At 59.9% G+C, this 23,990-nt stretch carries 19 protein-coding genes; 7 read left to right on the top strand and 12 right to left on the bottom strand.

The features are described from left to right. Nucleotides 1–15: 15 nt before the first annotated feature. Entirely contained in the window at nucleotides 16–2,523 is a 2,508-nt protein-coding gene (locus NSJP_RS07285) for an ATP-binding protein (protein WP_080886251.1), read from the bottom strand. 195 nt (nucleotides 2,524–2,718) lie between these two features. On the opposite strand from NSJP_RS07285, the gene NSJP_RS07280 reads away from it, so the two are divergent. Beyond that, entirely contained in the window at nucleotides 2,719–3,855 is a 1,137-nt protein-coding gene (locus tag NSJP_RS07280) for an AI-2E family transporter (protein ID WP_080886250.1), read from the top strand. A 96-nt stretch (nucleotides 3,856–3,951) separates the two neighbouring features. On the opposite strand, the gene NSJP_RS07275 is transcribed toward NSJP_RS07280, so the two are convergent. Together NSJP_RS07275 and uvrA are read right to left on the bottom strand one after the other, a co-directional pair. Then, a complete protein-coding gene (locus NSJP_RS07275) occupies nucleotides 3,952–4,344 on the bottom strand; it encodes a beta/gamma crystallin domain-containing protein (protein WP_080886249.1) in 393 nt (130 codons plus the stop codon). Nucleotides 4,345–5,616: 1,272 nt separating this feature from the next. Continuing rightward, nucleotides 5,617–8,124, bottom strand: a complete 2,508-nt coding sequence (uvrA, locus tag NSJP_RS07270) for an excinuclease ABC subunit UvrA (protein WP_080886248.1) — start codon at nucleotides 8,122–8,124, stop codon at nucleotides 5,617–5,619. Nucleotides 8,125–8,264: 140 nt separating this feature from the next. Between uvrA and mpqE the strand changes: the two genes are divergently transcribed. From mpqE to NSJP_RS07250, 4 genes are all read left to right on the top strand, one after another. Further along, nucleotides 8,265–9,026: a methyl-plastoquinone biosynthesis methyltransferase MpqE gene (gene mpqE, locus NSJP_RS07265; RefSeq protein ID WP_231989508.1), complete on the top strand. Its 762-nt coding sequence runs from the start codon at nucleotides 8,265–8,267 to the stop codon at nucleotides 9,024–9,026. 694 nt (nucleotides 9,027–9,720) lie between these two features. Then, nucleotides 9,721–11,805, top strand: a complete 2,085-nt coding sequence (locus NSJP_RS07260; RefSeq protein ID WP_080886246.1) for a universal stress protein — start codon at nucleotides 9,721–9,723, stop codon at nucleotides 11,803–11,805. 27 nt (nucleotides 11,806–11,832) lie between these two features. Next, nucleotides 11,833–13,218: a radical SAM/SPASM domain-containing protein gene (locus NSJP_RS07255; protein ID WP_080886245.1), complete on the top strand. Its 1,386-nt coding sequence runs from the start codon at nucleotides 11,833–11,835 to the stop codon at nucleotides 13,216–13,218. An 86-nt stretch (nucleotides 13,219–13,304) separates the two neighbouring features. Next, nucleotides 13,305–13,814 (top strand): DUF4149 domain-containing protein, encoded by a 510-nt coding sequence (locus NSJP_RS07250; RefSeq protein ID WP_080886244.1) that lies wholly within the window; start codon nucleotides 13,305–13,307, stop codon nucleotides 13,812–13,814. Between the two features lie 285 nt (nucleotides 13,815–14,099). On the opposite strand, the gene NSJP_RS19850 is transcribed toward NSJP_RS07250, so the two are convergent. Further along, nucleotides 14,100–14,222, bottom strand: coding sequence for a hypothetical protein (locus tag NSJP_RS19850; protein ID WP_269457719.1), 123 nt, complete (start codon nucleotides 14,220–14,222; stop codon nucleotides 14,100–14,102). A 153-nt stretch (nucleotides 14,223–14,375) separates the two neighbouring features. On the opposite strand from NSJP_RS19850, the gene NSJP_RS07245 reads away from it, so the two are divergent. Then, complete coding sequence (locus NSJP_RS07245) at nucleotides 14,376–14,741, top strand: hypothetical protein (RefSeq protein ID WP_080886243.1); 366 nt, start codon at nucleotides 14,376–14,378, stop codon at nucleotides 14,739–14,741. An 82-nt stretch (nucleotides 14,742–14,823) separates the two neighbouring features. On the opposite strand, the gene NSJP_RS07240 is transcribed toward NSJP_RS07245, so the two are convergent. Genes NSJP_RS07240 through NSJP_RS07230 form a run of 3 tightly spaced genes read right to left on the bottom strand, consistent with a single transcriptional unit; the run spans nucleotide 14,824 to nucleotide 18,771 of the window. Next, nucleotides 14,824–15,582 (bottom strand): phytanoyl-CoA dioxygenase family protein, encoded by a 759-nt coding sequence (locus tag NSJP_RS07240; RefSeq protein WP_080888533.1) that lies wholly within the window; start codon nucleotides 15,580–15,582, stop codon nucleotides 14,824–14,826. Nucleotides 15,583–15,637: 55 nt separating this feature from the next. Beyond that, nucleotides 15,638–16,348, bottom strand: coding sequence for a LolA family protein (locus NSJP_RS07235; RefSeq protein ID WP_080886242.1), 711 nt, complete (start codon nucleotides 16,346–16,348; stop codon nucleotides 15,638–15,640). Continuing rightward, nucleotides 16,345–18,771, bottom strand: a complete 2,427-nt coding sequence (locus tag NSJP_RS07230; RefSeq protein WP_080886241.1) for a DNA translocase FtsK — start codon at nucleotides 18,769–18,771, stop codon at nucleotides 16,345–16,347. Before NSJP_RS07230 ends, NSJP_RS07235 begins: the two co-directional genes overlap by 4 nt. 189 nt (nucleotides 18,772–18,960) lie before the next feature. On the opposite strand from NSJP_RS07230, the gene NSJP_RS07225 reads away from it, so the two are divergent. Further along, the gene (locus tag NSJP_RS07225) at nucleotides 18,961–19,341 is read left to right on the top strand and encodes a PilZ domain-containing protein (RefSeq protein ID WP_172834220.1); all 381 of its coding nucleotides are present in this window, start codon (nucleotides 18,961–18,963) and stop codon (nucleotides 19,339–19,341) included. 63 nt (nucleotides 19,342–19,404) lie between these two features. Here NSJP_RS07225 and rsmA read toward each other — a convergent pair whose 3' ends face one another. Genes rsmA through larC form a run of 5 tightly spaced genes read right to left on the bottom strand, consistent with a single transcriptional unit; the run spans nucleotide 19,405 to nucleotide 23,847 of the window. Continuing rightward, on the bottom strand, nucleotides 19,405–20,220 hold the full coding sequence (gene rsmA / locus NSJP_RS07220) for a 16S rRNA (adenine(1518)-N(6)/adenine(1519)-N(6))-dimethyltransferase RsmA (protein ID WP_172834219.1): 816 nt from the start codon (nucleotides 20,218–20,220) through the stop codon (nucleotides 19,405–19,407). Nucleotides 20,221–20,223: 3 nt separating this feature from the next. After that, nucleotides 20,224–20,550, bottom strand: coding sequence for a hypothetical protein (locus NSJP_RS07215; protein ID WP_080886238.1), 327 nt, complete (start codon nucleotides 20,548–20,550; stop codon nucleotides 20,224–20,226). 15 nt (nucleotides 20,551–20,565) lie between these two features. Further along, nucleotides 20,566–21,627, bottom strand: a complete 1,062-nt coding sequence (pdxA, locus tag NSJP_RS07210; RefSeq protein ID WP_080886237.1) for a 4-hydroxythreonine-4-phosphate dehydrogenase PdxA — start codon at nucleotides 21,625–21,627, stop codon at nucleotides 20,566–20,568. A gap of 13 nt (nucleotides 21,628–21,640) precedes the next feature. Further along, on the bottom strand, nucleotides 21,641–22,648 hold the full coding sequence (locus tag NSJP_RS07205) for a sodium:calcium antiporter (RefSeq protein WP_172834218.1): 1,008 nt from the start codon (nucleotides 22,646–22,648) through the stop codon (nucleotides 21,641–21,643). After that, on the bottom strand, nucleotides 22,645–23,847 hold the full coding sequence (larC, locus tag NSJP_RS07200; protein WP_080886235.1) for a nickel pincer cofactor biosynthesis protein LarC: 1,203 nt from the start codon (nucleotides 23,845–23,847) through the stop codon (nucleotides 22,645–22,647). Before larC ends, NSJP_RS07205 begins: the two co-directional genes overlap by 4 nt. Between the last annotated feature and the right edge of the window lie 143 nt (nucleotides 23,848–23,990).

Below are 23,990 nucleotides of genomic sequence, written 5' to 3'. Positions count from 1 at the left end.
CGACGTTCCCCTCCGCTAGGCCCAAGCCTCGCTCAGCGCTCCTTGCTGATCCCTCCACTGAGGCACCCAGGCCAACGTCACGAGCGTGACCGTCACGTTGGACTTGTTCGGGCGGACGGCAAGCGCGTCGAGCGCCTCGTTCAGCGGATCTGGCGAGGCTGCCAGCGCGTCGGTCTCCAACTTGAGCTGCTGTTCCATGCCGAGCAGCTGTTGCTGGAGCGCGCCGACGTTTTCTTCCGCGTGGCTCACGTCCTGTGCTTCCTTGATCGCCCGGCCCGCGCCACGAATCGCCGTGGTGGCCCGCCCCACGTTGGCCGCGCTGATCGTCTTGCGTCCGAGGAATGCCCCGAGAATCGAGGCTCCGACCGTGATGGCGGCCTGCACTTGGCTGGACCTGGATTCGGCCCGTTGCCGCTCCTGCGTTTGCTCGGCCCGTCTCATCCGATCTCTCAGCGAAGCCAGCTTGGGCGCGTATTTCTGGCGCAGGGCTTCCGCCGACTTGTCCCGCTGTTCGCGGGCGATCTGCTGAAGACGGACCCGAAAATCCCGTTCGGACTCTCCCGGTTTCGACACCACTTTCATGCTGGGACTTCTGAGACAGGTCAGGCTCTGCGTGCGGAAGAGCCAGGCCCCGAACTCCTTGCTCCATCCGGCCGTACTCTTGGCCGTAACCACGCCGGCTGGAACGGGAAGAAAGATCGCCCCGTCCATTGGATTGGACTCCAAGTCCTCGACGGACAATGAAACCGTCGACGCGCGATCCCATCGGACCGGCAGCGCGCCTTCTCCGATCGGAACCAGAGCGGCCACCTCTTGCGTCTCGTCGAAGCCCATCTTTGTGTCGGAAAACCTGATCCGTCCCACCCCTGCCACCATGGGCACATAGACGAGTTCGCCACGCTCGGGCGGCGCGCCGCGCACCGGAATGAACTGTTGAGGAACGTCCGGAGGCAGCACCGGACGAGCGCCGCCCTTTTCACGTCCAACCGGTGCAAGGGCGGCGGGCGGAGATGCCGGTCGTTCCCGGTCATTGCGTTGCTCGTCCATGAGTCGTTTGATCTGTGAACGGGTCAGCGGTCCCCGCAGATAGGACAAACACCAGCGGGTCTCGAAAACGACCGGTTCGTCCTCATGCACGTTGTTCATGAGAAAAATCCGGCTGCCGAGTCCAGCCAGCAACTGCTCCATCCGGCTCCGATTGAACGGGTGATCGGCGCCGAGCGACGCGCCTTCGAGCCCCTCGAGCACCCGCGCCTTGTCCCGCTCGGTCTGCAATCGGCCGATGAACCACGTGCCGGTATTGGCGAGTCCCTTGTAATCCAGATCCACGGGATTTTGTGTCGCGAGGACGATCCCGACGCCGAAGGCCCTGGCCTGCTTGAGCAGCGTCATCAGCGGCAGCTTGGACGGCGGATTGGCCACCGGCGGGAAATAGCCGAAAATCTCGTCCATGTAGAGCAATGCCCGCAGACTCGTCGTGCCCGATTGCGCCCGCATCCATCCCACGAATTGACTCAGCAGCAGCGTGACGAAGAACATTCGCTCCGCGTCGTTCAAGTGTGCGATGGAAAAGACCGCGTGACGCGGCTTGCCCGTCGGACCGTAGAGCAGGCGCTGAATATCCAGCGCTTCGCCTTCCATCCACGCCTGGAAGCCCGGGGCCGCGAGCAGATTGTTCAGTTTCATGGCCAGCGCGAAGCGGTCCTTGGCCGGGAAAAACGATTCGACGTCCAACACCCCGATTTTGGAGACCGGTGGCGACTGAATGGCATGGATGAGCTCGGCGAGGTCCAGGTCGTCCCCCTTGCGCCAGGCGTGATCGAGGATCGACGACAGGAGAATATGCTCGCGACTCTGAATCGGATCGGCCGCGACTCCAAGCAATCCCAGAAGGCCGGTGACGGTCGTACCGATCCTTTCCGCTAATAGCTCCGTGTCCTGCCGGACGTCCGGAGCCGGCGCCGTGAACGATTTCAGAATCGAGACCGGCAGGCCGGCATGGCTTCCCGGAGTGTAGATCGCGAAGTCCGCGGCTTCCCTCAAACGCCGGATCCTGGCGCCGTCCTGATGCCAGGCGGCAAGTCCGTCTTTCCACAATTTCGCCTGTGCTGCGGCATAGTCGGCAGTGGACAGCCCCTTATTCACGGCCTCATCCTCGTTGATCCAGGGGCGGAAATCGTCCGCCGTGAGGTTGGGGAACGTCAACAACAGATTGCCCAAATCGCCCTTCGGATCGATGATGATGGCCGGAATATTGTCGATGGCGGCTTCTTCAAGGAGCGCCAGACACAAGCCGGTCTTTCCGCTGCCGGTCATGCCGACGCAGACCGCGTGGGTCACGAGGTCCTTCGAATCGTAGAGCAACCACCCCGGCTCGGCCCGCCTGCCGGCAAGGTCATACGGGCGGCCGAGATAGAACAGGCCGAGCTTTTCGAAGTCTTCCACGTGATCGGCGGGCGGCGAAGGCGATCGAAGCGTCTCCGGTTGCGACTTGTTCGAACCTGGCGTTTTTTTCCGTGGCATCGAATCCTCCGAGTACCGTCGGACGTGAACGATGGCCGCATTGTATGATCGGTATTTCCCTCCTGCAAGCTCGTACGCCCGGGGCAGTCCCCGACCGAGACTGGGGATTTATCCAGTCCTTCGGCTCTGCACCGTCCCCCTAGAGTGATCACAGCGATTCATGCGAGGAGCGCGTAAGGGGAAGGGTAGGGGGTCATGCAGGCGGTCGATTCATGTCTTCCTCCGGGCGACAAGCCTCGTCCGCCGAATATCCAGGGGGACATCCCACCTTCCGGCGGACAGACCATTCGCTCGGTTGCGCTCACCGGGCTGTTTATCCTGGCTCTTCTCTATACGTTGCATCTGGGCCAAGTCGTGTTCCTGCCTCTCACCATCGCCGTGATGTTGTCCGTGCTCTTGGCTCCCATTCCACGTTGGCTGAGACGGATACACGTCCCGGAACCGGTTTCCGCGACCCTCCTCCTGTCGATCGTCGTCTTCGGACTCGGTTACGGGATGACGTTCTTGGCCGAACCCGCGGCCGGGTGGCTGGAGAAAGCCCCTCACGTGTTCCGAGAAGCCGAGTACAAACTGCGCGTGATCAAAAAGCCGATGCAGGAATTGAGTAAGGCCGGTGAACTGATCGCCACGGCCACGACCTTGGATGAGGCGAAGAAAGTCCAGAAAGTCGAAATCCACAACGGAATCTGGCCCGCCAGGATGTTCACGATCACGAGCGAGCTGCTGATGGGCGGGGCGACGATGCTCATCTTGCTGTTCTTCCTGCTCTCCTCGGGAGATCTCTTTCTGGAAAAATTGGTCAAGATCCTTCCGACATTCGAGGATAAGAAGCGGGCCGTGGAAATCGTCCGCGAGATCGAACACCGCCTGGCTCGTTACCTCGTGACAGTCAGCGGAATCAATATCGCACTAGGCATCGCCGTCGGCGTGGGGATGCACCTGCTGGGCATGCCCAATGCGCCGCTCTGGGGGGTCATGGCGGCGATGCTGACGTTCATTCCCTATCTGGGCCACATGATCGGAGTCAGCGTGGTGACGCTCGTTGCGGCGGTGACGTTCGACGACCTGGGACAGATTCTCACCGTCGGCGGTTTGTATTGGGCGCTCGCCGTCATCGAGGGTACGCTCGTCAATCCGATGATCGTCGGACATCGACTTGAGTTAAATCCGGTGATTATTGTGGTCGCCCTCATGTTGTGGGGCTGGATCTGGGGAATCGGCGGCACGTTCGTGGCCGTGCCCTTGATGGTCGGCGTGAAGATCTTCTGCGACCACATCGAGCCGCTAGCGCCGATCGGCGAGTTTCTCGGTGCTCGCGAGGGTGGTGGATGACGGCTGGTCGCGATGGAGCCGGGGAGCCTGGACGGGGTTGACGGATCTCGTCGCCGCGACGTGACGTCACGGCGACGAGATCACGGACGTGCGATGCTATTTACCGCAGACAATCTTCATGGACTCGATGTCGTTGGCCATATCGAGCTTCCCAAGATTCGGCACTTTCTGACCCGGAGCAAACACAATCTCCGTCCCTTTGAAATCCTTGTCCTCATACGCATACACGGTGGCATTGGAACCCACGATCACGCTTTCAATGTCATTGGCCCAGTCCTTTCCCTGCAAACTTTTTAACGTTGCGAACTCTTTTGGTCCCTGAATCTTGATGTGCGGGTCATCGGCATCATAGTTGTCGTCCTCGAAAATCTCGATGTAGCAGTTCTTGTCCACAACCTGCATTTCGACGTCCGCGGCCTGGGCCGGCAGGCCTCCCAACAGACCCATCGTGATCCCGACGCCAGCGGCAAACACCTTCATGTATGACATCCCGTACCTCCTTGCGGTTTTGCAACCGGACTTTTATCCCTTGCTAACGACGCGAAGACCGCCCCGATCGTTAACGCAGGATTCCCAGCAGCCAGAGGAGCATGATGACTCCGGCTGGAATGCCCAGAATCCATAAGAGAAACCCTTTTCCCAACGTTCCCATCACACACCTCTCTTCGGCTAAGTGACCCAGGGCGGCAGGTGGCCTATCTAATCAACCACCGACCGCGCCATCCCTCACACACCATAAGCCGGTCGCGTAGGCACCGATCGTATTGAAAACGTGTTCCTGTCTCTTGGAGAGCGAATCCTCGGCATCTGCGAAAGCTGGATCATCCGGGAAATAAATCCGTCGCCATACTCCACTCCCGCCTCCAGCTCCTCACAGGGCGCTTCATGTGGTCCGTGCAAATGCTGATCGACAGGTTGAAGCGTGGCCATTCGACGACGCTTGAAGATCTCGATCAGTGAACGACCCGTTTGTCCCAGTATCCGCATAGCGTATCGAGCCCCCTATACATCTTATTGTTCGATACGATTATTTCGACACAGTCCCAGATCGGTCATGTTGCGAGCCAGGCTGCCCCGCCTGGTTCGAAGTCCGATCCGGTCCATCCTTCAGGGCACGGTCTAAAGACAAGAGATAGGCGCCATGCCTAGATGCCGCATCCTGGCAAAGCCCATCCCCACAGGCGACTGTCCAGTTCAGTAATCGCTTCATATCGAGGCCCTCCTCTCGTCTCCCGCCCGGGCCATCAGAAGATTGTTCTTCCGCCGCCCTTCATCACGCCCTGGTACAACGCAAGGGACGGGCCAGAAAAGACTTTCGTCGGCAACGAGTTCAATTCTTGGGAAATCGTGAGGATTCAGCTCGATCGGACTGTGTGATGTGAGCAGCTGAGGCTTGGATGAGACTGACAGCTTGTCAGAGAATGAGAGAAGGGATCGATGTTTTTTCTTTTTTTAATTAATTGGTTAGGACATCGTGGACAACTTGTCCCTCGAAGCCGGTTCGATTCTATCTTTGTGAAGACTTCCTGACTGGGTACCGCGCATGGGACCAATGACGAGGTCCAGGCAACGTGTCAATTGCTTCACCTCGCGGGTGGCGTGGCGAGCTGGGTGCCCCACCGTGCGAACGGAAGGGACCCACTGGGGGATTGGTGGAGTGAGCACGGTGGGGCTGTTCGCCGCGACAGGACCCGCTTTCTTGTCCTGCCTTTGAAATTTCCGAACGGCGACAGGCACCGCCTTACGGCAGAGCTAGGCTCCTCATAGCCCCGCTTCCTTCAATACCTGCCCCGTGTACGACCGTTTCGACGCGGCGATATCTTCCGGTGGGCCTTCCGCAACGATCTGGCCTCCCCGGTCTCCTCCGTCAGGCCCCAAGTCGATGATCCAATCGGCATTCCTGATGACGTCAAGATTGTGCTCGATGACGAGCACGGTGTTTCCCGCTTCGACCAGCCGGTCGAGCACATCGAGCAAGCGCTGGACATCGGCAAAATGCAATCCAGTGGTCGGTTCGTCCAGGATATACATCGTACGGCCGGTCGCCCGCTTCGACAACTCGCGCGACAGTTTGACTCGCTGGGCCTCACCCCCGGACAGCGTCGTGGCCGACTGTCCCAGTCTCACATAATGCAACCCGACGTCGTGCAGGGTTTGGAGCTTCGCTTTGATCAGCGGGATGTGCTCGAAAAATTCCAGCGCGTCGTCGACCGTCATGTTCAGGATGTCGGCGATGCTCTTTCCCTTATGCAAGATCTCGAGGGTCTCCCGATTGTACCGCTGCCCTTTGCAGACTTCGCAGGTGACGTACACGTCCGGCAGAAAATGCATCTCGATCTTGATGAGTCCGTCGCCCTGGCAGGCTTCGCAACGGCCGCCTTTGACGTTGAAGCTGTACCGGCCGGGCTTATAACCCCGCATCCGGGATTCCGGCAGGTTGGAGAAAAGATCGCGGATATACCCGAACAATCCCGTGTAGGTCGCGGGATTCGAACGAGGCGTGCGCCCGATCGGCGACTGATCGATGTCGATCACCTTGTCGAGCGCGGAGACGCCGCGCAATTCCTTGCACCCGTCGATCTTCGGTTTCTTGTGGTACAGCAACTGGGACAGGGAGTGAAACAGGACTTCGAGCACCAACGTACTCTTGCCCGAACCCGAGACCCCCGTGACGCAGGTCAACAACCCGAGAGGAATCTTGGCCGTCACGCCCTTGAGATTGTGTTTCCGCGCATCGACGACGGACAGGAACCCTTTGGGTTTTCGGTGCCGGCTTGGCACGGCAACGGTTTGCGTTCCCCGCAAATACTGTCCGGTCAAGGAACGAGGATCGTCCATGACCTGCTTGGGGCTGCCCTGCGCGATGACGTGCCCGCCATGCGAGCCGGCCCCCGGTCCCATGTCCACAATGTGGTCGGCCGCCAGCATCGTTTCCGCGTCGTGCTCCACCACGACGACGGTATTGCCGAGATCCCGCAGCCGCAACAGCGTTTGCAGCAACCGTCGGTTGTCCCGCTGGTGCAGTCCGATCGACGGTTCATCCAGAATGTAGAGCACGCCGACGAGACCCGATCCGATCTGAGTGGCCAATCGGATTCGTTGACCCTCCCCGCCGGACAAGGTGGCCGCCGTCCGATCCAGTGTCAGATAATCGAGCCCCACGTTGACTAAGAAGCCGAGGCGCTCGCGTATTTCTTTTAGAATTCGATGTGCAATCACCAGTTCCCTATCGGTGAACTTCAAGCCGCTGAAAAAGTCGGCCGCGGCCCGCACTGACAGTTCGGTGACGGCCGCGATCGATTTTCCGGCCACTTTGACGGCCAGACTTTCGGGCCGCAACCTCGCCCCTTTGCACACGTCGCAGAGTTCCAGCAGCGTGAGATCCTCGTCCTCCGGACAGCCCGGCGTCACGGCATACCCGATGCCGTCGCAGGCGGGACAGGCTCCGTGCGGGCTGTTGAACGAGAAGATGCGCGGCGTCACCTCCGGGTAACTGACGCCGCATCGGATGCAGGCCAGATTCTCGCTGTAGAGCAGCGTCTTGCCCTCGTCGGTCAGCACGCCGACCAAGCCTCCGGACAATTTCAGCGACGCCTCCACCGAATCGGCAAGCCGGCGCATCAGCGCGTCGCCCGGCTTCATCACCAACCGGTCGACGACGATCTCGATCGTGTGTTTTTTCTGCTTGTCGAGGGCGATGTCGTCGGCGAGATCGACAAGCTTGCCGTCGACGCGGGCGCGGACATAGCCGGCGCGGCGCATCTCCAGCAGTTCTTTCCGATATTCGCCCTTTCTCCCCCGAACGATCGGCGCAAGGACCTGGAACTTCATGCCTTCCGGCAGGGCGAAAATCGCATCGACCATCTGCTGAACGGTCTGGGCCGTGATCTCCTGACCGCATTGGAAACAATGCGGCCGGCCGACGCGCGCGAAGAGCAGCCTGAGATAATCATAAATCTCGGTGACGGTCCCGACCGTGGAACGGGGATTGTGGCTCGTACTCTTTTGTTCGATCGAGATGGCCGGCGACAGGCCCTCGATCGAATCGAGGTCGGGCTTGCCCATTTGATCGAGGAATTGGCGCGCATAGGCGGACAGCGATTCAACATAGCGCCGCTGACCCTCGGCGTAGATCGTGTCGAAGGCGAGCGACGATTTGCCCGATCCGCTCAAACCCGTGATGACGACCAACTGATCACGGGGAATTTCGACGTCGATGTTCTTGAGATTGTGTTCGCGGGCGCCCTTGATGACGATGGAATTTCCCATGGGGAGGGAATTATAGCATGCGACCCTGTCTCCATCGCCCGCTCTCGGCGGACTATGAATTTGAACCGAGACGGTGTTCGGCTTGACACCGCGGCAAAGCGGGTGCTACCACGCTGGGCATGCTGTCCGTGGAGGAATCCGTGACACAGTCTCCACCCGGGAACGACGCGGAAGCCCGCACCATCTCGACCTGGTCGGGCGAAGCCCGCGAGCAGGCCGTGCAGCGGATGTTTACGGCCATCGCGGGCGTCTACGATCTGAATAACACGCTACTGAGCTTCGGCCTCCATCACCGCTGGAAAAAACGAACCGCTCGCTGCGTACCGCCGGTGGAGCACGGCACTGCCCTCGACGTCGGAGCCGGCACGGCCGATCTGGCGCTGTTGCTGGAACCTCGCATGGGCGCAAAGGGACGCGTCGTGGCCTCCGATCTGAACCATGCCATGCTGGCGGAAGGGCTCAAAAAGGTGACCGCCAAGGGCTTGGCGGGAAAAGTGACCTGTCTCCAGGCGAACGCCGAGCATTTGGGGTTTGCCGACGATATATTCGACGCGGTGACAACCGGCTTTTGCATGCGCAACGTCGGCAACCTGGCGCAGGCCGTGAGAGAGATCCGCCGTGTGATGAAACCGGGCGGGACGTTCGTCTGCCTGGAATTTTCCCGGCCGGTTTTCGGATGGCTTCGCGCCCTCTATGATTGGTATTCTTTTACGTTGCTGCCGTGGATCGGCACGAAAGTCGCCCATGACAGGACGGGGGTCTACGAATATCTTCCGGCCTCGATCCGGACGTTTCCCGATCAGGAACGGCTCTGTGTGATCCTGAAGGAAGCCGGCTTCCGGGAGGTCTCCTATCGAAACCTCTCGGGCGGCATCGTCGCCATCCATATTGCCATGAAATAAAGTGTTCGGTTGTGAGTTTTCAGTTTTAAAATCACCGCTCACAATTTCACGGCCATGAACTCCATCCTTTACATTTTCCTGCCCTGCAAAAAAAGATCTATCCGATTGGAATCACGGCCAATATGCCGACGCCAACCTCGCCCGCGGCATTGAAGGCAATTCCGGGCGCGACGCCTTGCTTTCGCTCGAAGAAATCCTCCGAGCGTCCAGGTCCCGTGCCTCATCGATCGACAAGGGAACATCGCTGACGCACTCTTCCACATGACCGCGCTCAGCGTGGTTGGGTTCTCAACCCACCGGCTAATCTTTCCGCGAAGGGCCGCGCCTCTTCGTCACAAATCGCCTTCCTTCACGATTCCCACTGTATTCGAGCCGGCGTTTCTCTCTTGTCCGGTCACGCGCCCGTTGCCTGTGTCCCTTTGTTCCGACATCTTTTTCAAGAAATCCGGCGTTCATGCTCGCTTGGCACTAAGCTTGCGCGTCATGAATCGAGATCTCCGAATTGATCAGATGGTTGTCGCTCGGAGCCAGCCCGGCGGTGATGTGGCTATCTACGGGTCGCCTTGCATTCCCGAGATGGTCGGTGCTATCATGCCGCTTCTTTTACACTGGATAGGTTTGTCAACCGTTTGGTTTTTCTGGCAATTATGACGGTTCGACCTTGACGGTGAGAGGGCCCGGAGGAGGCATCTCGATGTATAAGACGATTTATGTTCCGGTCGATAATTCCGACCATTCCAATACCGCCGTGGATATGGGCGTGCATTTGGCCAAGGCATTCGGCTCGAAGATCGTCGGCAGCCATGTCTACGCGGCGAAAATGCATGACAAACGTTTCAAACAGATGGAAGCGGGACTCCCGGAAGAGTATCACGACGAGAAAGAACTCGACCGGCAGCGGCAGATCCATGATTCGCTGATCACCCGCGGCCTGCAGATCATCACCGACTCCTACCTCGATTACGTCGACAAGAAGTGTAATGAGGCGAACCTGCCGGTCGAACGGCGGTCTCTCGAGGGCCGTAACTGGAAGGTGCTGGCCGAGGACATCAACACTAACGCGTATGACCTCGTCATCATGGGCGCCCTCGGCGTGGGCGCTGTCAAAGACAGCGTGATCGGCAGCAACACCGAGCGGGTGATCCGCCGGGTCCGCAATTCCGACATGCTCATCATCAAGAACATTCAGCCGTTCGAGGGCGGAAAGATCGTCGTCGCGGTGGACGGCAGCCCGTATTCGTTCGGCGGCCTCATGACCGGGCTGTCGTTGGGCAAGGCCTTCAATATGCCGGTCGAGGTCATTTCGGCCTTCGATCCCTATTTCCATTACGCGGCGTTCCACAGTATTTCGGGCGTCCTGAACGAGGAAGCCGGCAAGGTGTTCCGCTTCAAAGAGCAGGAAAAGCTGCACGAGGAGATCATCGACAGCGGCCTCGCCAAGATTTACCAATCGCACCTCGATATTTCGCGCGAGATCGCCCAGGCGGAGCAGACCGACGTGAAGACCACTCTGCTCGACGGCAAGGCGTTCGAAAAAATCATTCAATACGTCCGCAAGGATGTTCCCGCCCTGCTGATCGTCGGCCGGATCGGCGTCCACAGCGACGAAGACATGGACGTCGGAAGCAACACGGAAAATCTGCTCCGGAGCGCCCCCTGCAACGTGCTGGTCTCCAATCGGAAGTATGTGCCCCCGATCGACACGCAGGCCGAGTACACGATTGCCTGGACCGAGGAAGCCTTGCGCCGCATGGAAAGGATTCCCGTGTTCGCCCGCGGCGTGGCCAAAACCGCCATTCATCGCTATGCCATTGAAAAAGGGCACACCATCATCAGCAATACGGTCGTGGATGCGGCTGTGGGCCATATCCTGCCGAAAGGCGCCATGGACGCGATGCGGGCGCTCGGCGGCAATCTCGATGCTGCCGGTATCGACCGCGACAAAATGCAGGCTGATGACGCCGTCGCCAAAGATCTCATGGGTTCGACGCTCAGCGGCATGATGACTCAGGTGGTCGAGGAAAAGCCGGCCGCATCGGACGCGACCCAGGCCTATCTCGACCGCATGAACCAGAACTACTTCGTATGCGACGGGTGCGGATACATCGGCAAGGGCGACACGCCGGTGAAATGTCCGGTGTGCGGTGCCGAAGGCGGCAGGTTCAAGCAGGTGGACAAGAGCATCTTCGAAGCGGCCGCCAAGTCGGAGGGCGACCTTGAGACCGACGTCGCCTACGACGACGTGCCGATGCAATGGACCAAGGATGCCAAGGAGGCGATCCGCGCCGTTCCGGCCGGATTCCAACGGCGGCGGGCCAAGGCCAAGATCGAGAAAAGCGCCCGCAAGCTGGGCATGACCACTATCACGCTTGAATACGCCGCGCCGACGATCAAGGAAGCCGCGGAGGAAGACTACGAACCGATCTTCGCCAACAAAGGCGCCGGGACCTCGGCGGAGGCGGAAGCCAAGGTGGCCGCCGTGGGCGCCAATGGCACGCATGAAAACGGCCATGCGGCCGACAACGGTCACACCGAGTCTTCTCCCTATACATGGACGGCCGACGCCCAAGCCAGACTGGACCGCGCTCCGGAAGGATTCATGCGGGACTGCACCAAGGCGCTCATCATCAAGCATGCCGAAAAGCTCGGAGTGACGATGATCACGGTGGAAGTGGCCAACGAAGGCATCGAGCAAGCCAAGGGCTACATGGCCGACGCCATGAAGACCGGCAACTTGAAGGATATGATCGCAAACCTCACCGGGAAATTGAGTTCCTAACCTCCCGCGACCAAATTCGCCGACACCATGGGTAAATCACTTCCAATTTTGAATAACCCTGCGCTCTCCGGAGCGCTGGGTTCGTTTCAACAACAGATCACGAATGTTTTCACTCCCGCCAAGCAGGGGGACGGCCCCCTGGACGGCCGGACGGTGGACGACTTCAAACCGTATCTGGTGGCATTGAACCTGACGAAGCGCTGCAACCTCAAATGCGATCACTGCTATCTGGACGCCACCACCAAAGCCGCGGGCGGCGACGACGAGTTATCGACCGAAGAATGCTTCCGGCTCATCGATCAAATCGCCCAAGTCAACAAGGGGTGCCTCCTCGTCATCACCGGAGGAGAACCGTTGGTGCGCCCGGACATTCTCGACATCGCCCGTTATGCCGTGCAATCCGGCTTCATGGTCGTGTTCGGGACTAATGGCATGCTCATTGACGACCAGATGGCCCGCACGCTCGTAGACATCGGCGTCATGGGAGTGGGCATCAGCATCGATTCCCTCGACGCAGCCAAGCACAATGGGTTCAGAGGGGTACCGGGTGCGTGGGAAGCCGCGGTTGCCGGCATCGAGGCCAGCAAGCGAAATGGGCTTCAATTCCAGGTCCACTTCAGCGCACAGCCGATGAACTACCAGGAACTGCCGGCGGTGATCGAGTGGGCGCACGGCTTGGGCGCGAGAGTGCTGAACGTCTTTTTCATGGTCTGTACCGGCCGGGGCGAGGAACTGACCGACATCACTCCGGCTCAGTATGAAGAAGTGCTCGGGTACCTCGTGACCTGCCAGGACAATTACAAAGGAATGTTAGTGCGAGCCCGTTGCGCCCCACATTTCAAGCGGCTCGCCTATGAGAAGGATCCCAATTCTCCGATCACAAAGGCGACGGGCTACATGGGCGGCGGATGTCTCGCCGGAACGAACTACGCCCGCGTTACACCCAATGGCGAGCTCACGCCATGCCCCTACATGCCGTTGTCGGCCGGCAACGTCCGTTCGAACAGTTTCGCCGATCTGTGGGAGCAATCCGACGTGTTCAATTCGTTCCGTTACCCGCAGCTGAAGGGCAAGTGCGGCGACTGTGAGTATACGGACATCTGCGGCGGCTGCCGCGCCAGGCCGTACGTCGACCACGGGGATTGGCTGGACGAAGATCAATGGTGCCTCTATACGCCCAAGGGAGGCGAGAAGATCAAGGTCGCCTTCAATACACCGGAAGAGTCGGAAGTCCTATGGGATGATGCTTCCGCGCTGCGATTGAGCCGAATCCCTTACTTTCTCAGGGCCATGGTCAAAAAGGGCGTCGAAAAGCACGCCCGGGAACATCACGTCACGCTCATCACCGTGGAGTTGATGGAGGAGCTGCGCAAGAAGCGGTTCGGGAATGACGCTCCTGTCTTCAAGTTTTGAGTGTTGAGTCGTGAGTGTGTAGTTTCCGATAGCTCAGACTTCAGCACCCAACATTCAATACGGTATTTCTTCTCTTTACTGTCTTTATGGACGCGCTTCAAAGCATCGTCACAGATCTCAATACGCTGATTCCCATCGTCAACCACTGGTTTCACCTCCTTTCCGCCGTCATATGGATCGGCGGCCTCGCGTTTCTTGTGATGGCGGTGACCCCTGGGCTGCAAAAAGCCGTGCCCAGGCAGCAAATCAAGCCCATCACCGACATCTTTTATCAGCACTACAAGAAAGTCGCCGGTATCCTCCTAGTCGTCCTGCTGTTCACGGGAGGGATCAATCTACACTATGTCAATCAGGTGCTGGTGTCGCAGACCGGCGCCGGCGTCCAGCATCATCCCAAATACCTCATCGTGTTTTTCATCAAGCTGTTTCTCGTGCTCTGTCTCCTGACGCTCTTCCTGTACACCGTAATCTTTAAGGATGAGGGTGAGGACGACGAGACGGAGACCTATGAAGTCATTCCGTTCCAACGGGCGGCCCTCTGGATGGGATTCTTTATCATCCTCTGCGCCGCCGCCATGAAGCACCTGCACCAGTAGACTCGATCATATAGTCGGCGTCACGCCGACCTTTCGACCACCGTCTCTCCGCCGAATCACTCAAAGTTCCCTTTGCTTTCGTCCTCTTTTCTCCTCACTGCCAGTGAAGCAGAAGCGGCGATGTATCTCTTTTGATAATAGCGGTTCCAGATCCGATACTGATTAGTATTGCTAAGCGAATGGGCTCATTGATATCCTTGTTTTGAAATCCTCGAAAAAATGTCCATCCGATCAATGGGTTGGGACGAAGGATTCGGTTTGCACTGCCCTGGTATGCCGGTTGCTCTACGCCGCCGACGGGACGAGACAACTTGCGCCGTGCTGAATGAGCCGGCGGAGCGAGACGCCGATAATGTCCACCGAGAGAGACAGCAGACTGTTCACCAGGTGGAATGACCTTCGGATCATGCCCATCCGAAGCGACTTTATCGCCGCGCGCTCATGCCGATGAGGCCGCGTGCGCCGCTAAGGGCGCGCGGCCTTTCATCGTCGACGCCCGCATGGCCCGACCCGCACGGATCACCGTCGCCGATTATTCATCTCTAGCCGCGGAGGAACTCTATGGGAGCGCCGATGTCAGTGCCCTCGGTCCAGGACGAACGATCCCTCGGCAATGCCATGATGGCATCAGTTCCTGAAAAACGCCGCCAACTCCCGCCACGCAAAGTTCGACTGACGGTCAATCTGCCGCAGGACTTGGTCGAACAGGTTCGTGATGCGGTCTTCTGGACACCCGGGCTGACCATCGCTTGGTTGATCGCGCGAGCCATGCGGATCTCGCTGGCCGATATGCACTCCACCAATCACGGTCCCTTCCCGAGGCGGTCGAGACCCCTTCGGGCGGGAAGACCGAAATTGACCGGCCAGACGATGAATCTTCAGATGAGCGGCAAAGCCTTGCCCGTCGGTCCCCTGGACAGACCATGACCGGCGACGAGGATCGATCGATGGGTGGAAGGAACGCGTCCGACTTCCGGCATGACACAAGCCCGGTAGTCGGACGGATCATCTAGCGGCGAGGCAACGACAACGCGCGCTTGAAGACGGCCCGAAGGCCAAAATACGCGAAGGAGTCTTTGAGATTGGAATACAGTCGCTTGAACGTTCCCATGTCGGGATTGGTGACATATTCCATCGTCAACGCAATCCGTTCCTCGTTGGGGCCGAGCGGGGTCACGGCATGCCACAACTTGTCCCCATTGAAGATCACCATGTCGCCCGGCTGGGTAATGAGTTCAAGCCGCTTGGAAGGTCTGACGGGATCGTCCTTGAAGAGTTCGCAGACCAGTTTGCAGTGAGTAGACTGGTCAACCAGACCCATGAGAATCGTATAGCGGCTTCCCTTGTAATACGACGTATCATAGTGGAAGCCGATATGATCGCCCGGTTCCGTATAGTAATAAAGCGCACAGGAGTGGGGATCGTTGTCCGGGCAGAGTCTCAACTTTGCGTGGGACAGCCGGCTGAGGAACTCAATGAAGACCTGTGAGCGATAGAGATCGAGAAATCGGGGCGCCTTTTCCATGACCGTGTAGTAACTGACGCTCCCGCCTTTCTTATGGCCGGGAATATAGTTACGGTTGAGGTCGCCTTTGACTCCCTGAGCCTGCGGGACCAGCCATTCCTCGACCATGGCCCGATCGAGGAACTGCGGGATCACGAGGAATTCGTTTTGTTCCCAATATTCCCGGTGAAGGCGATCGAAATCCAAGCGCGCCACGGCTTGATCTACGGCCTCCGCGATCGTATCGAGTGTCTGAGTCGTCATCGCTCCACCCATCATCCCTTCATGAACAGTCTGGATACCCGTACACCGGTTGCGCTTACGGCTGGCTCAGCACCGGCGCCTTCACCACTTCGACATCCGCGGGGAATTTCGGCTCAAACACCTCGTCACCCAACCCGACGTTGTCCTGGAGGGACGAAAACTCAAAATAAGACACGTTCCCGCTGTGCTCATGAAGCGAAATGGTCCGGATGAAGTAGGTCTTGGGAAAGACTTCTATCACAATCCGCTGCAGTGAACGCACCGTTTCATGCCCCTCGCCTTTCGGAAGCAACGTGAGAAGACGGAGGCCGCCGAGCCCTTTGGCCTTCCCCGGCGTCGGCTCGACGACAAACGATTCCTCCAGTTTTGCCGCCCCCTGGAGCAATTCCAACGGAGCCCTGGAGGCGGCCATCTGAGTCAGCTTGCCGACCAGGACCTGCTTGTGCTCCGGCACATAGACCTTGACGTCGTCCCGATTCACGTAGATATCTTCCGTGGACGGATCCAGGTAGTTCCATCGCAGCCGCCCGGGTTTCTTGATATAGACCTTCCCCGTCGACAACATCGGCCGTTCGAACCCCTCGATGGTCGTCTTCTGCGTAAAGTCCGCCTGCAGGTCTTTTGTTTTTTCATACCGTGCCTGCAAACGCTTGACGATGTCCTGAATTTCTTTCCGTTCCTGCGGATCGGCCGGCTCCTCTGCCGACACGAGACAGGGACCGGCCAGAAGACACACCGCCATTGCCATCACGATGATTCGTCTCATCCTTGCGCCTCTCCCACCGGACCGCGTCTGCCCAGCACTTCCCGACGGCCGTCGCGGCCGGCAGCTCCGACCAATCCATCGCTTTCCATTTGCTCGATCATGCGCGCCGCGCGGGGGTAACCGACCCGCAGGCGCCGTTGAATCAACGAGGCCGACGCCTGGCCCGTGGACAGGACCAGATCCTTCGCCTGTTCGTAGACCTCATCCTGCGCCTCCTCTTCTTTGGCCTCGTCCAGCTTCAAGGACTGCAACTCCTGATTGTAGCTCGGCTGGGCCTGCTCCTTCACGAACTCGACGACGCGGCGGACGTCGTCGTCGGAGACGAAGCAGCCATGCAACCGATTGAGGCGCCCGGTGCCCGACGCCAGATAGAGCATGTCGCCCCGACCGAGCAGCGCTTCCGCGCCGTTGGCGTCGAGAATAGTGCGGGAGTCCGTCTTCGAGGATACTTGAAACGCGATGCGGGCCGGGAAGTTTGCCTTGATCAGCCCCGTCAGGACGTCCACGGAAGGACGCTGGGTGGCAAGAACCAGATGAATGCCGGAAGCCCTGGCCATTTGAGCCAACCTGGCGATCTTGTCTTCGACGTCTTTCGGCGCCACCATCATGAGATCCGCCAGCTCGTCGATCATGACGACGATGTACGGCAGCGGTTCAGGCGGCGTCGGCGGTGGAGCGAACGACCCCGGACTGCCATCGGGGATCGCGCTTTCTCCTGCGGCCAATCGCTCTTCTTCGGTCAAATACTGGATCGGCAATTCCGGCTGCTCAGGTTTATTTCCGCTCGGACCATCCCCGAGCACACCCTGTGCCCCCGCGACTTTTACGTTGTATGCATCGACATTTCGCACGCCCGCTTCGGCCAGCAGTTTGTAACGGCGCTCCATCTCCTGGACGACCCATCCCAACCCGCGCGCGGCCGACTTGGGATCGGTGATCACCGGCCTCAGAAGGTGCGGAATCCCGTCGTAGCTCTGGAATTCCAACATCTTGGGATCGATCAGCAACAGTTTCACCTCATCCGGCCTGGCGGAAAACAGCACGCTGAGCAACATCGTATTCAAACTGACGCTCTTCCCGGCTCCGGTTGCACCAGCGACCAAAAGATGGGGCATCGTCCGCAAGTCGGCGGTGGCGGACGCGCCGAAGATGTCTTTTCCCAACGCCAAGGTGAGTTTGGACCGAGCCCGGACAAAGGCGTCGCTCATCACGACTTCTCTCATCGACACCGTCTCGCGATACTGGTTCGGCACTTCGATGCCCACCACGGACTTGCCGGGTAACGGAGCGACGATGCGCAGGCTGATCGCTTTCATCGCCAGCGCCAGGTCGTCGGCCAAATTCACGATCCGCGCCACTTTCGTCCCGGGAGCCGGCTCGAATTCGTACATCGTCACGACGGGACCCGGTCGCACTTCCGTGACCTTGCCGTCGATCCCGAAGCTCGCCAATGCCTTCGCAAGGATCTCGGATTGGATTCTGAGTTCGTCCTCCGTGACCTTTGAGAACGTGCCGCTCGGTTCGCTCAGGAGCTCGGCGGCGTCAGGCAATTGGTAGCTTCCCGCACCCGAGCCCCTCTTATTGCTGCCGCCGCGGACGGGTTCCGGCTCGATCACGACCGGTTCGTCCATATCCGGCTCCGGAGGCGCCTGGATGACGGCGGGAGCCGAAGCAGGCAGGTCTTCCGCCGTCGGCAGCACCTCTTCGATGACGCTGCGGAGGGACTTCGATTTTTTCGGCCGCGGAGTCTTCGGCGCGGATTCTTCATGATCCTCCGAAGCGCGGACCGCCTTCGGTGCGCGAATGCGCTTCAGCATCCACTGGCTCCATTCGGACAAACGGATGGTCAGTTGCGCCAGAGACAAGGGCGCCGTAAAGAGCATCGCGATCAGAAACCCGGCCAGAATGACGATATGCGCCCCGGTGCTCGCCAAGTAGGTTCGCAGGCCGTCCGCCAACACTTGTCCGAAGAGGCCTCCCGCCAGACCGCGATGGACCAAGCCGCTCGATACCGTCGGGACCGCCATGACTTCCAGATGGAGGAACGCGCTCAGAAAGAGCAGCGCCACAAGCGACGCACCGGCGTTGCGGAGACGGATCGACAGATCGCTCTGCGTGAAGCACCGCGCCCCCAGCAGACCCAGCAACACGGGGAACAGATACGCCGCGCCCCCGATGAGGGAAAACAATACCGACGAGAAGACGGCACCGGCGGTGCCGATAAGGTTATGCGTCGGAGGGGAGCTCACGACCCCACCCTTGGCAACCGCTTTCGGTTCGCCCGGAACGAACGACAGCAAACTCAGCAATGTGAGCAGACTCAGCGCAATCAGAACCACGCCGATGACTTCTCGTTTGATATGGGAGGGGGGAGCGGGGGCACGGCGGGCCTCGCTGCGCTTGCCCGGGTTGGTGACGCCCATGGCTCGGATGCTAACACAGGGGAAAGGTCATTTCAAACGATTGGAGGCCTTTCCGCGCGCTGATACAGCGATTCAGCCGGCACGTCGCGGTCTCTCGACCGAAACCGGATTTCACTTGCCGTCCGAGGCCGGACGGCTATGATAAGGAAAACACCTGAGACCCCTTCGCATCATGTATCGGATAGAACCATGACATTCTCGGATCGTTCCCTGGATCGCATCATTGAACGCCGCAAGCACCGGCGCAGCATGCTTCCGCCGGGGTCCCTCTTGTCGTTTTCCCCAGTCTCTGCTTCTTTGGACGGGGCGTTTGATGTGGAGGGAGAGGGGGTTCTTCTCGATCTCTCGCAGGGCGGCTGCCGCGTGAGCAGTGAGACCAGCGTCATGCTCGAGCAACCCTATACCTTGATCATACAACTGCCCGACTTCCGCCGGCCGGTAACGGTAGAATCGGCAATTGCCCGATGGAAGGGAACGCACACTTTCGGCGTCATGTTCATCGCGATGCATCAGGAACAGGAACAATCGTTAAATGAATTCCTCCGCTACCTCCATTCGAACGTCGCCTGACATCATCCACTGCACGCATCCATCCCGTTCCGAGCCGTTCCTTCTCACCCCGCCTCATTCGGATCATCCGTGTGACGATGGAGACCCGGACAGTCTCGCCTCCAGGGAGACGAATTGTGCGACGGAAAGATTTTCAGCCCTCGCGGTGACCGAAATTCCCAGCGCGTCCAACGCAGCCGTCACCGACTTCTGATCATAGGCTTCGTCACGCAGCGAATTGACGAGCGTCTTCCGTCTGTGCGCAAAGGCTCCGCGCACCAAGGCGCCGAATCGTGACTCTTCTTCCACGGACCGATCCGGCAGTGTCTTCGGACGGACCGACACGACCGCGGAACCGACGTCGGGTTTCGGCCTGAAGCAGTGCGGAGAGACGTAGAATTCCTTGGTCATCTCCGCGACATGCTGGGCCATCACGGAGAGAACCCCATAGTCCGGGCGGCCTGGGCCGGCGATCAACCGGTCGACGACCTCTTCCTGCAACATCAACACCATCCGCGACCATCTCGTGCGTTGTTCGAGTAACCGGAACAGCAGCGGAGTGGACGCGTAATACGGCAGGTTGGCGACCACCGCCGTGCCCGTTGGAAAACCGTCCGTAGGGTACTTCAAGGCGTCGGCGCAGATCAGTTCGACGTTGGGCCATTCCGTCTGCCGATCTTGAAGCAGGCGATGTAGGAGGGGATCGATCTCCACCGCCACCACCCGGCGCGCCGCCTTCGACAATGCCGCGGTCAAGGCCCCCCGGCCCGGACCGATCTCCAACACCGTGTCATCGGGCGTCACCGCGGCGGCGGTGACGATCTTACGGATGATATTGGGATCGATGAGAAAGTGCTGTCCGAGACGCTTGTTCGCCGGAGGGAACGGATGGTCCGGCACCACTCACCCGCCGCCAGCCGGACGCTGAGCCGCTTGAGCCGTCGTTTTCGACAACGCCGTCAGCGGGCCCCTGAAACATTCGACGAGATCGGTGAATTCCTCGACCAAATCGTTCGAAAAGGAAGGGCCAGGCTGGATCTTGGAAAAATCCTGCCCGGTTTTCTGTCCCAACGCGTCGGTCAGCACCGCCACCGTTTTGACCCTCCACTTGGCGACCCGCTCGGTGCCCGCCGTAGTATTGAGCGTTTCAATCGTCTCCTGCATGATCCGATCGAGTTCCTTCAACTGCTGTTGAATGACTGCCAACCCTTTGGACGCATCCTGCATCATGGTTTCGATGTCCTCCTACGTCGTCTGAGCACGCTGCCGTCGCGCGGCGAGGCCCGCGGCCAACACGATGGCTTCGACAAGACTTCCCGGATCGGCGACCCCCTTACCCACAATATCGAAGGCCGTCCCATGGTCGACGGACGTGCGGATGATCGGCAGCCCGACCGTGAGATTGACGCAAGTGCCGAAGGCCACGAGCTTGAGGGGAATGAGCCCTTGATCATGATACAGCGCCACCACGCCGTCGTATTCTCCGCGTGCGGCCTTGCCGAACAATGTGTCGGCCGGAAGCGGATCACTCGCCAGGATGCCCTTCGCTCTGGCCGCTCGGGCGGCGGGAAGGACGAGGCGCCCCTCTTCGTCGCCGAACAGGCCGTGTTCGCCGGCATGGGGATTGAGCGCCGCCACCCCGATTCGAGGCCGTTTGAAGCCGAACAACCGGGTCAACGCCATGTGCGCGAGGCGGATGCCCTTTTCAATCTTGGGTCTCGTCAACTGCGCCGGGAGATCCTTGATCGCCAGATGGGTCGTCACGAACATGATCTTCAGCGGTCCGCCGACAATCATCATGCCCGATTCCTTCGCCTTCGTCAGATCGGCCAGCAGTTCCGTGTGGCCGGGGAAATGGCAACCGGCCATATTGATCGCTTCCTTGTTGATCGGCGCCGTCACGATCCCGTCGATACATCCGAGCTGGGCGAGCCGTACCCCCTTCTTGATGAAGGCCACGGACGCGGCTCCGCCCTCAGAAGACGCGACGCCCGGCTTGACGCGAGAGAGCGGCTGTTCCGCCGGATCCAAGACCGAAATCTGACCGGCTCGAAACGCAGCCCCCCCGTGCCCGTCCACCGCAACCACGTCGAGCCTGAGACCCAGACGCTTGACGGTCTGTCGCATGATCGACTGCGATCCGATCACCAACGGAAGACACAGCCGTCGCACGCGCGGCTGGGCCAGCGCCTTGGCGATCACCTCCGGACCGATTCCGGCCGGATCGCCCATGGTAATGCCCAACAGCGGTTTCGATTCACTGCGGATGCGCTTGCGTCCGGCTCCGGATGCCTTGCGTGAGCCCATCGATGACGTCCTCTCAGGTCCGATACAGATAGACCGCATACCCTATATAAAGGAGCGCACACGCGCTCATCAACCAAGGCCGCCACGTCCGCCCGACGGCCGACTGGAACAAGAGCGTGAGGGTAGCGAGGACCGCCAGCATCATCGTCAGAAGCGCGGATGGAGCGAGCGCCCACTCGGTACCCAACAATCCGACGGAGACCGGAATGGTGCCTTGAAACACCATGGCGCCGGTGACGTTTCCGACGGCCAAACGATCCTTTTTCTGGTAGAGCCAGAGGAAGCTGTTCGACATCTCGGGCAATTCGGTCGCCAATGGGGCAATGAGCAGTGCCAGGATCAACGGGGAGATCGACAGATACTGGGCCGTGGATTCGGCCGCCGTCACGAACATGTGCGCGCCGATGACGAGGCCGCCCAACCCGGTCAGGGCCTGCAGCACGATCATGCCGTACGACGGAGTGTCAGCCCTCCGGGAAAAAAACAACGCGCCCAGTTCGTTCAGCTCTCCCTCCTCTTCATCGCCCGTCTCGGTGAACTTCAACTTGACGTAGTAGAGATACCAGGCGATAAGGCCCACCGCCGCCGCGACATGGACGGGAGCCGGAGCGAACACGCAACCGAGGGCCACGGCATAGGCCGCAGCGAAGAAAGCCAGATCGACGGAGACGTCTTTGTAGTTCAGCCGGAAGACGGCGTTCCGTTTTCCGAGTCCGGCATAGAGCACAAGCAACAGCGCGAGGATCGGAATCACTAGCGTGCTGAGCATGAAGGGGGCACCCAGAATCGCGCCGAGGCCGACTTCCGCTTCTTCGCGGGTTCCGCCGAAAAAGATGGCGACGATCGGGATGGAGGTCTCCGGAAGCGTGGTCCCGATTGCGGCGAGCACGCTCCCGACGGCGCCCTCGGACAGATTGAGCCGCTTTCCCAGCCACTCGATGGCGTTCGTGAACAGCGCGCAGGCACCCAGGGTCACGACTACCGAGGCCACGAACAACAGGCCGTACAACGCCAGATTCACGCGCGATCCTTCTTGTTCGCGCGACTCCGGCGATACGCCGTGGCTGCTTCTTCCAGGATCGATTTTACGGGACGGCCGGTCCGTTCGGCGATGCGTTTGCAATCCAGGTACTCGGGAGCGGCCTTGGTGCGCCCTCCATCGAGACCCGCCACCTTGACCCGAACCGAGCCCCCGGGGAGTTGCACCGTCACGAATCGACGGGGCAGAACCTGCCTGGCGATCTCCTGCACGCGGACGCCGAGCGCGGTGGTCTCCTCGAACAACACGTCCAGGACAGCCTGTGCATGGTCCGGAGCGGCCAGCACGGTGAGCACGATCCCGGGCCGTCCGCGCTTCATGATGACGGGGGTCAACGTCACGTCGAGCGCATGACGCCGAAAGAGCCGTTCCACGACGTGTTCATACGTTTGAGGATTCACGTCGTCGAGATTGGTTTCGATGTGCACGACCCGATCCTGTTCACGGGGCTGCCGAGTCTTCGGCGAGGCGAGAAACACCCGCAGCACGTTTGGCCAGCCTTCGGGATTGGCGTCACCTGCGCCGTAGCCAACCGCGTCGGGCGAGAGAAGCGGCATGGGACCGAACTCGGTGGTGAGGCTCCGCAAGAGCGCCACCCCGGTCGGAGTCGCCAACTCGCGCGGCGGCCCCGCGCTGTAGATCGGAATTCCCTCGGCAAGAACCGCCACGGCCGGTCCCGGAGCCGGCAATATCCCGTGAGCCGATTGAAGCGTTCCGCTCCCTACGTTGACGGGAGACGCCGTGACTCGCGAGACGTTCAGAATTTCACAGCCGATGAGGCTGCCGACGATGTCCACGAAGGAATCCAGGACGGAGACTTCATGGAAATGCACGTGAGCTTTCGGAACGCGATGGGCTCGGCTCTCGGCCTCTGCCAGCCGATCGAACACCGTCCGGCTCTGCAATTTGACCTGTTCGGACAGCCGGCTCTTCGACAGGACGGTGTGAATTTGTTTCAGGGACAGGGGCGCCCGTAGGCCGGCGCGAAGCACCACGTCGATCTTCGTCGCATGGAGCGCGGCCCGCCGCACTCGGCGGCGGCGCAACTGAAATCCCGAAATACCCAGCCGCTTGAGTCCCCGCACCAAATCGCCGAAGGGCAATCCCACGTCCACCAGCGCGCCCAGCGTCATGTCGCCGCTGATTCCCGAGAAACAATCGAAATGAAGGTGCGCGCCCATCGGTTACCTCACAGGCCACGGCGAAAAGAAGCGCGCCATCTTACCCAAGGCCGTCCGGAACGGCAATGCGCGCATTGACAGGTACGGAGCGCTATGTTATCCACGGATGCGAATCATCCGCCTCACGACAATCTGTGAACCGT

This window comes from Nitrospira japonica (assembly GCF_900169565.1).
Lineage (GTDB): Bacteria > Nitrospirota > Nitrospiria > Nitrospirales > Nitrospiraceae > Nitrospira_C > Nitrospira_C japonica_A.
This window is presented reverse-complemented; position numbering and strand designations above follow the sequence as displayed.